At 45.5% G+C, this 13,585-nt stretch carries 18 protein-coding genes; 7 read left to right on the top strand and 11 right to left on the bottom strand.

Annotation, left to right across the window (positions count from 1 at the left end):
- Positions 1–75 precede the first annotated feature (75 nt).
- The 7 genes from QUB12_RS30510 to QUB12_RS30480 all read right to left on the bottom strand — a co-directional run bounded on the left by QUB12_RS30510 (position 76) and on the right by QUB12_RS30480 (position 5,219).
- Positions 76–2,328 (bottom strand): transglycosylase domain-containing protein, encoded by a 2,253-nt coding sequence (locus QUB12_RS30510; RefSeq protein ID WP_333309871.1) that lies wholly within the window; start codon positions 2,326–2,328, stop codon positions 76–78.
- 765 nt (positions 2,329–3,093) lie between these two features.
- Positions 3,094–3,216 carry a photosystem II reaction center protein J gene (locus tag QUB12_RS30505; RefSeq protein ID WP_006635506.1) on the bottom strand — a complete coding sequence of 41 codons (123 nt, stop codon included), beginning with the start codon at positions 3,214–3,216 and terminating at the stop codon, positions 3,094–3,096.
- Positions 3,217–3,285: 69 nt separating this feature from the next.
- Positions 3,286–3,408, bottom strand: coding sequence for a photosystem II reaction center protein L (locus QUB12_RS30500; protein WP_015176850.1), 123 nt, complete (start codon positions 3,406–3,408; stop codon positions 3,286–3,288).
- A 9-nt stretch (positions 3,409–3,417) separates the two neighbouring features.
- Positions 3,418–3,555, bottom strand: a complete 138-nt coding sequence (gene psbF / locus QUB12_RS30495) for a cytochrome b559 subunit beta (protein ID WP_006635504.1) — start codon at positions 3,553–3,555, stop codon at positions 3,418–3,420.
- A 20-nt stretch (positions 3,556–3,575) separates the two neighbouring features.
- A complete protein-coding gene (gene psbE / locus QUB12_RS30490; RefSeq protein WP_333139432.1) occupies positions 3,576–3,827 on the bottom strand; it encodes a cytochrome b559 subunit alpha in 252 nt (83 codons plus the stop codon).
- Positions 3,828–3,883: 56 nt separating this feature from the next.
- Entirely contained in the window at positions 3,884–4,897 is a 1,014-nt protein-coding gene (locus QUB12_RS30485; protein WP_333139430.1) for a photosynthesis system II assembly factor Ycf48, read from the bottom strand.
- The gene (locus tag QUB12_RS30480; protein WP_333052113.1) at positions 4,884–5,219 is read right to left on the bottom strand and encodes a rubredoxin; all 336 of its coding nucleotides are present in this window, start codon (positions 5,217–5,219) and stop codon (positions 4,884–4,886) included. Before QUB12_RS30480 ends, QUB12_RS30485 begins: the two co-directional genes overlap by 14 nt.
- A gap of 543 nt (positions 5,220–5,762) precedes the next feature.
- Between QUB12_RS30480 and ndhC the strand changes: the two genes are divergently transcribed.
- From ndhC to QUB12_RS30445, 7 genes are all read left to right on the top strand, one after another.
- Positions 5,763–6,125, top strand: coding sequence for a photosynthetic/respiratory NAD(P)H-quinone oxidoreductase subunit C (ndhC, locus tag QUB12_RS30475; protein ID WP_006635500.1), 363 nt, complete (start codon positions 5,763–5,765; stop codon positions 6,123–6,125).
- Positions 6,116–6,841: a photosynthetic/respiratory NAD(P)H-quinone oxidoreductase subunit K gene (gene ndhK / locus QUB12_RS30470; protein WP_333139428.1), complete on the top strand. Its 726-nt coding sequence runs from the start codon at positions 6,116–6,118 to the stop codon at positions 6,839–6,841. The genes ndhC and ndhK overlap by 10 nt, the downstream gene beginning before the upstream one ends.
- Entirely contained in the window at positions 6,834–7,337 is a 504-nt protein-coding gene (locus QUB12_RS30465) for an NAD(P)H-quinone oxidoreductase subunit J (protein WP_333084555.1), read from the top strand. Before ndhK ends, QUB12_RS30465 begins: the two co-directional genes overlap by 8 nt.
- A 206-nt stretch (positions 7,338–7,543) precedes the next feature.
- Complete coding sequence (locus QUB12_RS30460) at positions 7,544–8,194, top strand: DUF4760 domain-containing protein (protein ID WP_333139426.1); 651 nt, start codon at positions 7,544–7,546, stop codon at positions 8,192–8,194.
- A gap of 1,570 nt (positions 8,195–9,764) precedes the next feature.
- The gene (locus tag QUB12_RS30455) at positions 9,765–10,097 is read left to right on the top strand and encodes a DUF6883 domain-containing protein (RefSeq protein WP_333139424.1); all 333 of its coding nucleotides are present in this window, start codon (positions 9,765–9,767) and stop codon (positions 10,095–10,097) included.
- An 18-nt stretch (positions 10,098–10,115) separates the two neighbouring features.
- Positions 10,116–10,364, top strand: a complete 249-nt coding sequence (locus tag QUB12_RS30450; RefSeq protein WP_333052104.1) for a DUF4926 domain-containing protein — start codon at positions 10,116–10,118, stop codon at positions 10,362–10,364.
- Positions 10,365–10,479: 115 nt separating this feature from the next.
- The gene (locus tag QUB12_RS30445; RefSeq protein WP_333139422.1) at positions 10,480–11,100 is read left to right on the top strand and encodes a Uma2 family endonuclease; all 621 of its coding nucleotides are present in this window, start codon (positions 10,480–10,482) and stop codon (positions 11,098–11,100) included.
- A gap of 273 nt (positions 11,101–11,373) precedes the next feature.
- On the opposite strand, the gene QUB12_RS30440 is transcribed toward QUB12_RS30445, so the two are convergent.
- The 4 genes from QUB12_RS30440 to QUB12_RS30425 are packed head-to-tail and all read right to left on the bottom strand — an operon-like array spanning position 11,374 to position 13,130.
- Positions 11,374–12,039, bottom strand: coding sequence for a Na(+)/H(+) antiporter subunit B (locus tag QUB12_RS30440; RefSeq protein ID WP_333139420.1), 666 nt, complete (start codon positions 12,037–12,039; stop codon positions 11,374–11,376).
- Positions 12,039–12,626, bottom strand: a complete 588-nt coding sequence (locus QUB12_RS30435; protein WP_333139418.1) for a DUF4040 domain-containing protein — start codon at positions 12,624–12,626, stop codon at positions 12,039–12,041. Before QUB12_RS30435 ends, QUB12_RS30440 begins: the two co-directional genes overlap by 1 nt.
- Positions 12,616–12,903 carry a monovalent cation/H(+) antiporter subunit G gene (locus QUB12_RS30430; protein ID WP_333139416.1) on the bottom strand — a complete coding sequence of 96 codons (288 nt, stop codon included), beginning with the start codon at positions 12,901–12,903 and terminating at the stop codon, positions 12,616–12,618. The genes QUB12_RS30435 and QUB12_RS30430 overlap by 11 nt, the downstream gene beginning before the upstream one ends.
- The gene (locus QUB12_RS30425; RefSeq protein ID WP_333052300.1) at positions 12,900–13,130 is read right to left on the bottom strand and encodes a hypothetical protein; all 231 of its coding nucleotides are present in this window, start codon (positions 13,128–13,130) and stop codon (positions 12,900–12,902) included. Before QUB12_RS30425 ends, QUB12_RS30430 begins: the two co-directional genes overlap by 4 nt.
- Between the last annotated feature and the right edge of the window lie 455 nt (positions 13,131–13,585).

Genomic DNA, 13,585 nt, shown 5'->3' with positions numbered 1-13,585 from the left:
ATGACTAATGACTAATGACTAATGACTAATGACTAATGACTAATGACTAATGACTAATGACTAATGACTAATGACTTAACGCGCCACCTGCCGCATATATTCCCCCCACAACTGGGCGGCATTTGAACTACCTCCCCCAGTCGGAGAATTATCATCATTTCCCAACCAAACTCCTGTCACCAGTTGCTGACTCGGAATATAACCGACAAACCACAAATCTCTATTATCATTAGTCGTGCCTGTTTTTCCAGCTTCTCCCAACCCCAAAGCAGCACTGCTACCCGTACCTCCCCGCACCACACCTTGCAGCATATCAGTCATCGTATCCGCTACGGCCTCCGAAACTAACTGCCGATTGGCAATGCCATCTTTTTGATACTCATAAATCACCCGGCAACTGTTAAAATCATTTCGATCTTTGCAATCGCTGCTGTCAATAATTCGCTTAATTACGTGGGGGCGATTTCCCAAACCCCGATTGGCCAAAACCCCGAAAGCACCCGTTAATTGCAACACATTAACTTCACTTTCACCTAATACTAAACCAGGGTTAGAACGCAGTTCAGAAGTAATTCCCAAACGTCTGGCCATTCCCACTACATTGTCTAAACCGACATCTTGTGCTATTCTCAAAGCAACTGCATTTTCCGACTGTGCTAAACCCCGATACATATCAGCATTACCGCTGGTTCTTTCGCAGCCGCTGTAACTTTGTCCGCCCCAAGAAAGGGGAGCGCAAGAATAAGTTTTATCGGGTGAGATTCCCTGTTCCAGGGCGGCGGCATAGCTGAAAATCTTAAATGTAGAACCGGGCTGTCTCAAAGCTTGGGTAGCCCGATTAAACTGACTTTTCAAGTAATCTACGCCCCCAACTAAAGCTAAGACTTCCCCGGTTGTACTATTGAGAGTTACCACGGCTCCTTGAGAAAAACCTGCACTGGCTCCCTCATTTTCTACAGCATTTTTGAGGGAAGCTTCAGCCACTTTTTGTAGGCCGGGATTCAAACCTGTTTCTACAATAAAATTGCCTTCTCTGGCTAATTGCTCCCCCAGCAAAAACTCCAATTCGTCAAATACATAACTGTAGAAATAAGGAGCGATCGTACTTTGCAGATATTGGCGTGCTTTGGGATTAATCTCAATTCGCGATCGCCTCGCGCGATCTGCTTCTTCCTGAGAAACCGTCCCCAGTGCCCGCATCCGTTCGATCACTCGATCGCGATACTGCACCGCTAACTGATAATTTTGAATCGGATTAAAACTGTTTGGGGCAGGCAAAATGCCCGCCAAAGTTGCCGCCTCTGACAAAGTTAAATCCTTCGCAGACTTGCCAAAATAAAACCGAGCCGCATCCTCAAAACCGTAAAGGTCAATTCCCAAAAACACGCGATTCAAATAAGTCAGCAACAGCTCATCTTTGCTGTAATAATTCTCCAGTTTCAAGGCAACTACAGCTTCCCGTAACTTGCGCCCTGCCGAATCTTGAGTTCCCACATAATCTCGAAACAAACTCCTCGCTAACTGCTGCGTCACAGTGCTGCCGCCTTCGCGAATTCCTCCCCCGCGAACATTAGTCAAAAGCGCGCGCAAAACTCCGATCGGATCTACCCCCAAATGCCAATTGTAGCGGCTGTCTTCCGAAGCAAGTACCGCCTTGGATAAATAAGGCGAAAAATCCTCCAATTGCTTTAATTCTAAGTGAGCGTTATTCTGAGGAGGACGCAGCGGAGTTTGCCCATCGCGGGCGTAAACAATCACGGGGCCATTGATACTTCTCGGCAGAGGCCGCACTTGAAACTTTGTGGATTCCATGCCTACCAACACAGCAATCAAAGCGGTGATTCCGCTGACGCCGTAAAAGCTGTAACGCACCAGTTCCAAATACCAAGGCGGCGGATATACGAATTGAATTCTAACAGCGGCGGCTAGTTCCGGCGGCCCTAAAGTGAACACGTCTCCGTGACGCAGGGACATACTTTTAACTCGCCTTTTGCCATTGTAAATGCCGTTGGTGGAGTCTTCATCTTTGATCACAAAAGGAGTCCGCCGCCGACTATCCCGCGACAGAGATAAGTGAACGTGACTGACAACGGGATTGCGAACTACTATATCTGAAGATTTGGACGATCGACCTAACAGATATCGATCGCCCAACAGCGGATAAACCTCAGCTTTAGCTGCACCCGCATCCTGCACCCACAGTTCGGGTACTTTGGCATTAGGTTTCAGCGCTAGCTGGTTAAAATTAACCTTAGCAATAGTCTGGACTGCTTGGGTAATCGCACCCAAGACGGTTTGAGGTTTGCGGGGCGGCGGCGGTGGGGTCATATTTCGCTGTGCACTACGATCGAGCGATCGGCTCTTGCACCATTCTACTCGCAACTTTTGGCTAATTTCACGATCTGCCCACACTCGATCGGCTATCGTCGGCTAGTGGCGATCGATTTTGGGGTTATTGGTGAACCCGCAAGGCCAGCAGTTGATTGAGCAAATCTCCATCCAGCCACAACAAATCCCGATCTCACCAGGAAATTAAATTATCATAAATTGCCCAAAAATTAATACTTTCGATAACATTTATAGCGGTTCTCAAGCGTGGTGAGGTATGGGGTGAGTCCTATGCCTATGCCCTATGCCCACGGAGGCCTATGCCCGCCAGAGCACCTCATGTTACTGAGAAAGGTTGATTAACAGTAAGACTTTTTCTGACATTTGCTAATAAGCACTTACATTTGCCTTCTTGTCTTCATGTCATATAGAATGAATTTAGCCACTCAGATGTAGGTGAAAAACCTTGGTAGTACGCAACCGCTATATAAATAAGTTGCCTCTACATTATCAAAGCAAATAATCAGATTGGCGTGGGGCTGTAAGCGATAACCAAGCTGAAGGCAAGAATATAAGTGCTTGTAGAAAATTCTACGGGCATCGGTTGATACGCCTTGGTTGAGCTCATATCTCAACTTATGTATTTGTTAGCAAATGTTAGCAAAAAAGTATCGGCTATACCAGATTTACCAACACAATTCGCCTAATAATTAAAACCCCCCTTTTTCAAGGGGGGTTAAAAGCCGAAAATCAGCTTGATTCTCCTTACATCGAAGAACCCAAACCGGCATAAGCACCGTAGAAGAAAAGACTCACAATGCTCAGAACACCGAGGCCTGCAACAGTAGCTACCAGCCACAAAGGAATTCTGCCACTTTCACTAAACATAGCCATCACCTCACTAATTTACAGGTAAACAAATTCGATCGAACTATCGAAAGCCAACTCAGACACCAGTTAATTAAAGAAATAACTGGAGAACAAAATACCCAAAACAAAAATCAGCAACAAACCCAAATACAAAGAAGTCCGGTTTAACTCAACAGGCTGCTCGTTGGGATTAGGAACGCGCTCAGGCATTGTAAACTCCTATCGTTGAATAAATTGCATTGCTGCGATCGCGCCCAAAAAGAAAATTGTTGGGACACCTAAAGTATGAACTGCCAACCAGCGCACCGTAAAAATAGGATACGAAATTGGCTCATTATTTGGGGTTCTGCTCGTCATTTTTCCAAATCCTTGTTAAATTACTTGGCGTTAATGAACTGATCTACTTGTTTCTTAGCTTCAAAGCGATCCGAGATAATCGGCACTTCTTCCCGCTGCTGTGTGAAATACTGGTTAGGGCGAGGAGTTCCGAAAGCATCGTAAGCCAAACCCGTTTGCACAAACAGCCATCCAGCAATAAACAAAGCCGGAATGGTGATGCTGTGAATTACCCAATAACGGATACTTGTAATAATGTCCCCAAACGGACGTTCTCCAGTTGTACCAGCCATTTAGAATCCTCCTTTCAACAACAAATTGACAGACAATCTCTCTTACTATTCTACTATCAAGCAGCTTGCGCTGAACCTTGATATTTAAGTAGAGTACCGCTCGCGCCGATCACAAATCCGCGATCGGGGCCCATAAAGACAATCCTGTAAAAATTAGCGGGAACATCTTCAACTTCGCGGTCTTTTAGCCAAGTTTTCCCGCCGTCCAAACTGCACAGCAAATTGCCGCCGCCGCCGGCTACCCAAACTTCATTATCAGTCCGGTAAGCCATGTCCAGCAAACCCCAACTCGCCTTGCGATCGGGAAAAAACGGTTTTCCCCAACCTTCAGGATTGGACGGGTCGCTAAACTGAATCTGACCGCCGCGGGCGAGCATCCACAAACGCCCGTCCTTGGTAAAGCCCATATTTTGCAGGCGGCGAGAACTATTGCGGTTGTGAGGTTCCCAAGCTTCTTGTCCTGGTTTCCACACCGAGTAGAAATTGCCCTTCGAGGAAACCGCAACATACTGCCCGTTTTCAGAACGGTTGATATTGCGAACTACCCCAAAAGAATCCTGCACGACAGCTTTCCAATTTTTGCCGCCGTCAGAAGTCCGGTAAATCGCCCCGACATCGGTCGTCATCTCGGCGGAATTCGGGCCCAAAGCCGCGATCGTACTCGGAGAACCGGGCAACTGAGAGCTCAAAGCAATCCGCGTCCAAGACTTGCCCTCATCGTTCGTGTGGAGCAAAACAGAAGGCTGGCCGACAATCCAGCCTTCGGAACCAGAAAAACTCACCGACGCAAAACGCGACCTCGGATCGTCGATATCCAGTGCTATGGACTTCCAGCTAGTACCGCCGTCGAGCGTTTCGAGCAGAGTCGCCTCAGAACCCACAACCCAGCCGTGCTGAGGATTGCCCGTAAAGGCAATATCCTGCAAATTAGCTTCCGTCGGCAAGGAAATCACTTGCCAGGGGTTGTAACTCACAGAACCGATGGTGCTGCAACTCGTACAGATGAGCGCAGCGGCCAATAACATTACAATTCGTTGCCAAAATCTCACAATCGTTTTACTGCAAACCATACATACTAAGTAACAACAAGAAACCAACGACCAAGCCGCCAAAAATCAGCAAACTTTTCTGACCTTCGGTCATGCCGTTGACACCGACACCGTAGCGCTGATTTGCCTTAAATCCCGATACCCCTTCCATCTGACCGAGATTTTGAAACATCGATTTGCGCGCCCCGCAAACGGGACACACCCAAGTCGGGGTCACATCTGTAAAAGCAGTGCCAGGGGCAATTGCATTTTTAGGATCGCCTTTTTTAGGATTGTAGACGTAGCCGCAGGCTCGGCACTCGTGCCGATCGAGGGTATTAGTCTCCGTGGCTCGATCGCTCATAAAATCTCTAGGAGTGTGGAAACCGCGTACCTTGATGGTCACGTATGAAACAGGACGCTGAATAAATTCAGAGTCCCCGAAAGGGGTTGGATAAGTAGAGGAGTAGTGCTTATCCATTTCCCTGTATGCCGGGAAGCGCCTTGCTACTCCAGTAATGTGAGCTTCGCCAATGTTATCGGTCGGTAATTTCCCAGAGACACTTCCTTAACCCCTTACAGATGTTTAATCCCTAGGTTACAGAGCAAGGAACTAGCTACGGATTCCTTGGTGTGAACTTGAACTCTTGCCGATAACGTAGCCCCGAAAGGGGACTGAGGCTGATCAACTTGGGGCTTCAGTTTTTATGCCCGAAGCCCGCGACTTGCCGTCGGGGGTAGTTGACAGCTCAAAAAGAGTAGGTAAGCTAATCTTAAAATATACATTAAAAATTATTGCAGAAGATGGAGGATTAATCTCAACTAACTCGTAATTTTAGCTACCCACAATCTATATAATGTAAAGACAAGTTACAGAACCCTTTCACCTAGGCAGTAATTATTCACCGTGTTTGCACTCAGCGGCTACGAGTATTTCTTAGGCTTCCTGTTAATTTCCAGCCTAGTCCCTATCCTCGCCCTCACGGCGTCTAAGGTACTGCGGCCCAAAAGTCGTCCCTACGACCGCCGCACTACCTACGAATCCGGCGTCGAGCCGATCGGCGGAGCCTGGATTCAGTTCAACATCCGATATTATATGTTCGCCCTGGTCTTCGTCATCTTCGACGTAGAGACCGTCTTCCTCTATCCTTGGGCGGTTGCTTTCAACCAGCTAGGACTGTTGGCTTTCATCGAAGCCTTGTTTTTTATCACGATCCTCGTTATTGCTCTTGTCTATGCATGGCGCAAAGGAGCCTTGGAATGGTCTTAAGTTCTGACAAATCACAAAAACCTCTAATTGTCAACCCCGCTATTCGCCCGGAAGTCACATCCCAACTCTCAGAGAACGTCATCCTGACAACAGTGGATGACCTCTACAATTGGGCGAGACTTTCGAGCCTGTGGCCGCTGCTTTTCGGCACAGCCTGCTGCTTCATCGAATTTGCAGCTTTGATCGGATCGCGCTTTGACTTCGACAGATTCGGCTTAGTACCGCGATCGAGCCCCCGGCAAGCCGACTTGATCATCACCGCCGGTACAATTACCATGAAGTACGCCCCCATCTTAGTGCGGCTGTACGAACAAATGCCGGAACCCAAATACGTCATCGCAATGGGCGCTTGCACCATCACCGGCGGAATGTTCAGCGTAGACTCCCCCACAGCAGTCAGAGGCGTTGACAAACTGATTCCCGTAGACGTGTACATCCCCGGCTGTCCCCCCCGCCCAGAAGCGATTATTGACGCAATTATCAAACTGCGGAAAAAAATCGCCAACGATTCTATGCAAGAACGGGCCAATTTGCTGCCAACCCACCGCTACTACACCAGACCCCACAAAATGAAAGTAGTAGACGACATCTTGGATGGCAAATATTTGTCAATTCCCGGCCGGATGGCGCCGCCGAAAGAATTGACGGAAGCGATGGGAATGCCAGTACCGCCGGCCCTGCTTGCAGGACAAAAACAGGAGGTAAACCGTGGCTGAGACAGAAACCTCAATTGTTGAAGCCGGGAAGGTTTCCCAGTGGTTGACTCAGAATGGCTTTGAACACGAAGCTTTAGCGGCCGATAATTTGGGCGTGGAGATATTAAAGGTCGATCGAGACTTCTTAATTCCAATGTCAACAGCACTGTATGCCTACGGGTTTAATTATATGCAGTGCCAGTGCGCCTACGACCAAGGGCCGGGAGAAGATTTAGTCAGCGTTTACCACTTGGCTAAGCTGACAGACAATGCTTCCCATCCCGAAGAAGTCCGCGTCAAAGTATTCATTCCCCGCGAAGATCCCAGAGTGCCATCAGTCTACTGGATTTGGAAAGCAGCCGACTTTCAAGAGCGGGAATCCTATGATATGTACGGCATAGTCTATGAAGGACATCCGAATCTGAAACGGATTTTGATGAACGAAGATTGGGTAGGCTGGCCGTTGCGGAAAGATTACATTTCCCCTGATTTTTACGAATTGCAAGACGCTTATTAAGGGAGTTTTGAGTTTTTAGCTCAAAATACAGTTGGTCGTTTTGCACCCACTTCTTTGAGGAGTGGGTGCATTTTTTTTACTCCTTTCTGGAAAACCCTCGATTGCACGGTATTTCTAAAAAGGCACTCGCCCAAGACAAAACTATTTTAAATTGATGCCGGAAAACCCTGAGTAGATTTGTAAAAATGATTAATATTTGAGATTCATTGAACACTAAAGAGTTAAAAATGCTAACCAAACCGACAACTCCACTCAGTAAAAGAGAACCCGACGGATTCCTCAAAATCAGTCTAAATCTCACAATGGGAATTGGAATTACTACCTTTATTGCAGCCTTAACTTTAATCGCTGTTCATTTTTATGACTCAAAATCACAATACCGAGACACTTTAAATTTTGCGGTAACTACATTAGCTACTGCCGCAGGAATATCTAGTGCCGTATATGCTTTGCGGGGAATCGAAATCAATTTAGAGGACAAAAAAATCGATCGAACCTTACGTTACATACAAATATGGAACGATCCTAGCTATTTTAGTGTTCGACAAATTGCCGCAAAAATTCATAAAGATCTCAAACCGCTAGATGAGACCAAAAGTAATGAGTACATGAATCAGATATATGCAGATGCAGAGAAAAAGCAGGAAATAGTCAATATTCTTAATTTTTTAGAAGAAATGTCTATGTGTGTCCATTTCGGTCTCGTTGACGAAAAATGTTTGAAAGAGTTTTATCGATATATAGTTTGTACTTATTGCGATACCTTCACGCTCTTTGTTCACCGATCGCGAAGAGACAAACAGAGCCCGAGGCTTTACATCCACTTAACAGATCTATGTGAGCAATGGAGACATTAATTACCCGACTTTTTATTGTTTGTAAAAGGTTTTACCGAGCGGATTCAGGATCGAACTGAGTCAAATGAAGAAAACAATCTGGAAATATTTCCGGATTGTTTCTAGAGAAATGGAAGAGTCAATTAAAGGAAGTGTAAACTGAGCCATAAAAGGTGCATCAGTCTCCTTGAAGGTCTTTACTACTCTGGAGACAAGGACGTAGTTGTGCTTTTTGTGTAATAAAAGGAGAAATGATGAAACGATTTACTTGTTACTCAATCGACTTACTTTTTGAAGGTGATACAGGCTTCTAAAACCTGTTGGCTTTTGTCTGTCATTAATGATTATTAGTGTAGCAGATGCGAGAGAAAGTCACCTATCTTTAAAATTGCATCCAACCGTGACAATTGTCACGAAAGCTAACATTTTCATACTCGACAGAACCGCTAATTTTTGCAGAGAGTGAGGGGCAACTCACTTTCTGCACTTGACTTTTACCTAATTCCCTAGAACTCATCAACCTAATTTCCATCTAGAGAGTTAGGTTGATGAGTATCTCCATATTTCTCCACCCTCACACATCCAAGTTTATAGATCTCCCTCAAAATATGAAGGCGATCCCATTTGTTGATTCTCAGCATTACTTAACAGCGTAATCGACAAGCCCGATGCCACTCGATCGTTATCTTTTTTGTTAAAGTCCTTCATTTTCTGCTTTCTCCAAAATGTAGATGGATCGGAAAACCTAGCTTGAGAACGGGGCAAAATGCTTCGATCGCAGTACCTTTTGCTTGGAAAACCATAGAAGCCTCTCAATAATCTGAGATTGAGCCACATCCTGAACCTTTCCAAGTCAAATAAATCTGCAAAACACCAAACTTACATTGCAACACGCTAAAAATTATCGTTTGGCCCGACTTCAGCTAAGTTATGATGTAAGTTATGATGCGTCATCGACTAGCTTCAACATGGAGAAATCCCGATCGAGTTGGCGACCAATCATAGACTTAACTCCGTTTTAAGGGTTTAGGCAATCATACGCAATTAAAAAAATGATAGTCCAAAAAACCTCTCTATGTCAACTTTTTTTGTTAACGAGTTTTAGAGAAGTCTTTGGATTATACAAGACTGAGCTCATTGAGCTATCAGCCTCTGATTTGTCGCATTTACCAATATAAAACAAATCGCAATAAACGTCAAGCTTGTCGATGATATACGGCATCAACTTTAACGAGCCTCATCTCCGCTCGTTAGTGATATCGATCGCTTGAAGAGCAGATTGAAATCCTTTCCGGTATCCAGAATAAACTGTGTACCGATAATTAACATCAGTTATTTTACTGAAAAAAGCAAACTCGATATTTCAGAACCTAGTTAACTCTACTATTTAACTTCCAAGCACAGCCTGGGAACCCATGTTCAGAGGCTCTGCCTCGCTTGCTTTAGAAAACAGGAGGCTCTCGGATCTACTCTGTTTCAGTCTCCTCGCGGGGAAAAGGTAGTATGTCGCGAAACTTTAATTTCCAGAAAGTCAGCCTGCATCACAAATTTCAAGATAAACTGAGGGCTGCTTATTCGTATCAGCTTTTCTATGCTCATTCCAAATGCAAAGAATGCAGTTGTTGATATTCGTAAACTTCGTGACTACTGCCTCAATCCAGAACACGACGATGGCAAACACAAAGCGCGGCTTTTTTCGTCAATTCTTGGCATGACACCTGACAATTCTGAGGAATTGCGCCAAAATTTGGTTGAAGTTATTCAAACTCACGAAGTTCAGTTAGGGAGGCGGGATGGGTTCGGGCAACGCTACATCCTAGATTTCACGATTGAATGGCAAAATAGAAGTGCAACCCTTCCGAGTGGCTGGATTATTGAGCATGATTCCGAGATTCCGAGATTAACAACCTGCTATCCTCTGTAATGTCTGGAGGTAATAAAAGTGGCAAAGAATACAATTAAATTACTCGATGTCGTTGCCTTGACAGTTGATGTTCCTGAATACAATCTCTGGCGCGGACAAGTAGGGACAGTGGTGGAACTGTTGGCTGATGGTGCAGCGTTTGAGGTTGAATTTAGCGATCGCAACGGACGCACTTATGAATCTGTTGGGCTGTATCCAGAGCAAATCATGGTGTTGTATTTTGAGCCAGCATCACCTGATATCAAACCAGAAATGGTTACAACATAAGTCGCACAATAACTTGTGGACTTTATAAAAAATGGAAATTTGTAACCGCTGATGCACGCAGATAAACGCAGATAGATAGAGATATAATTTATATTATCGGTATTTCTGAAAACCTATGACTCAAGCTTTACCCAAACTCGTAAACTTCGAGGAATTTGTGGAGTGGCTGCCTGAAAATTCGGCGGTACGCTACGAACTGCATAATGGAGATATTGTTGAGATGGCACAACCAGTAGGCGAACATGAGGAAGTTAAAGGCTTTCTTACAATCAAAGTTTCCGTTGCAATCGATCGTCTGGGGTTGCCATACAGTATCCCCAACCAAGCGATAGTTAGACCTCCTGAAAAAGATTCTGGGTATTTCCCCGATGTGTTGGTGCTAAATCGTGCAAATCTGGTAAATGAGACATTGTGGCAAAAACAATCTATCCTCAGTTGGGGTGCATCGATACCGTTGGTAATTGAGGTTGTGTCAAGTAATTGGCGCGATGATTACTATTTGAAATATGCTGATTATGAGGAGATGGGTATCCCTGAATATTGGATTGTGGATTATGCTGCGTTGGGTGGACGCAATTTTATTGGCAATCCCAAACAACCGACAATTTCTGTCTGTAACTTGGTTGATGGTGAATATCAAGTCCTCAAGTTTCGAGAGAACGATCGCATTGTGTCGCAAACTTTTCCCGATTTGAACCTCACAGCAAATCAGATTTTTCAAGCTGGTTTAGTGTAAGCGGATCTCTCGTAAATTTGGATTTTTTAACCGCTGATGCACGCAGATAAACGCAGATGAGTACACAGGAATTACTTATAAAAAGCAAAGAAACCGGGTTTTTGACCTCGCAAAAAAACCCGGTTTCTGACTACTCGTGCGTCAGCCTTATAAACGTAAAATATCGTTTATAAGGCTGAATGATTAAACCACAGAGAACACAGAGGACACAGAGTCAGAGATTGAGAGAGATGAATAATTTCGATGCCAATGGATTTGAGATCGGAACATTTGTCATAGCAATCCGCGATAGCGAATAAACACCAACAGCACCGCCCACGATCCTAATGCGACTTTGACTGCAACCAGGATATTGAGCAAGGGGAGAATGCCACCGCTGAAAAGTGTGCCTAACTCTCCGTGCGGTAACTCATATCCTGACAGAGTGATAACGGACAATACAATGAAAACAAGTACCGAAACTTTCTCCAAAGTCGCGGCGTGCCAGCGCTGGTAGATTTCTTGCATCCACTGCGGTGATGAGGTAATCGCCACCAAGCCGATCGCAGTTCCCCCCGCTACACCCGCTGCAAAACCACCGCCTGGACTTAAATGCCCGCGAATTGCTAGTTCGACACCCACCAACGCGGCAATCGTCGCTCCCAATCGCGCCAAAATAATCGATGGTTGATCGGTAAACTGATATATGGCGCAGGACGGCTGTTCATTGGCTAGCATAAAACTTGCACCCAAGATGGCGATCGTAAATACTACGACTTCAAAGATCGTGTCGTACAGCCGATTTCGCAAAATGATACCGGAAACCGCATTGGATACTCCACTATCTTGAACAACCAATTCGACGATCGAACTTTGCTGCGATAAGTCCATTGTGGGATTGGCGATTAGCAGCATTTTGATAAACAGCGCTATCCCTGATAAAAAGTAAACCCACTTCATCAATGTTTGTCCTCTGCGTCAGGTGTATTTACATAGGTTAGGGTTGTCCCCGGTGATGAAAGTTCGGTTTGCATGATGTCGTAGACACGCCGAACTCTGATTGCTGTGTTATAAAGTTGCGCTTCGCCACTGTGTTCTAGTGGGTCTTCTGGGGAACAAGCTGCATGAACTTCTTTTTCCATCAGCGCCCGCTGCAATGCCTGTGCACTCGCATAGGGAACGAGTTCCAGGCGCATATGGCGTTTCTCAAAAACTGTGCGGATGTCATCTATCAGTTGCTTAAAATGACCTGCGGTTTTGTCGTTTGGTATAGCATCGCCCTCTGTCCCCTCTTCGATTACACCCAGACGCAGCACGAAGGATGAACGCACCGTCACTGCATAAAGTGTAATCGCGAGTAGAGTACCCATCAAGGCTTCGGTCAAGCCCACATCCCCCGCGCCTAAAATTGTATACACCAAGGCGGCGATCGCTCCCAATACCCCCCGCAGCAGCAATGCGTGGTATGGATTGACCTGAAATACCACCATACCAGCAGCTAAGGGTAGCAGAGCGACGAGGACATAAATGTAGCTATTATCGTTCATAGTCAGTCCCTGTTTTGGAACAATAGGCCAACACATATCCCAGCATTGTGTTCCAGGTTGCTAAGCAAATGAGCGCCAGAATCAGCAGGGGCCATTTACTGGGTATTTGCAGCAGCAATCCGACGACTATCGCGATCGAACCCAGCGTATCTGCTACCGAAAGACTGTGCAGTTTATATAAAACCGATCGCTTCCCAAGTAGGTAAGAAGTACCCCAAAACCAGAAAAAAATCCCTATACCGATGCAGGTATAGCTCAATACATCTATTACGATCATGCTTCACTGATACGTTTGATTATTTGTGCCAACAACATCAATCCAGCATTACCCACACTGAGGATAATCGCCGCCACCACACCGATCATCCAATCATCGCGCCAGACGGATATGACGAGAGCGATGATTGCCGCCTTGGTCGAAATACTGGCAAACGCCAACATTGTCTGCCAGATATCATGATCTTTCCATACCTCGTACATGGGTATGAGCAGAGCCAAAATCATGGCTATTAAAATCACGTTGTTCAAGTTGTTCAATTGTGTGTACTCCTGCTTTTTTCTTACTTAATATCGGGGCGGGCTCGCGTGCCCAACCCCCTACACCCCACAAGAAACTCTTGAGAATAGTGCAACTTAATAGACCTCTGCCATCATTGTGGAACAGGCATCCTGCCTGTTCTTGACGGGCTGTTTCGCGGGTGGGGGCGGGTTTATTTAACCTGTCTGCAATCTTTAAAGCTATTGGTGAACCCGCCCCTACAGATTCTTGAGAATGATCCAATATCGAGCGTGTAAATAAACTCGGGTATGTCACAAAATGTAAAGTATCGTAACCCCTGCGATAGAGCACTTTTACTAACTGCGGACATACTTACGTATTTTATCGCCTATCTACTTATTTATTTCTCCCTTCTCTGCGTTCTCTGCGTTCTCTGCGGTTAAATAATTCCGAAAAAACT

This window comes from Microcoleus sp. B7-D4, from assembly GCF_036705125.1.
In the GTDB taxonomy this organism is placed as follows: Bacteria; Cyanobacteriota; Cyanobacteriia; order Cyanobacteriales; family Microcoleaceae; genus Microcoleus.
The sequence above is the reverse complement of the archived record's forward strand: the minus strand, read 5'-3'. Positions and strand labels throughout refer to the sequence as shown.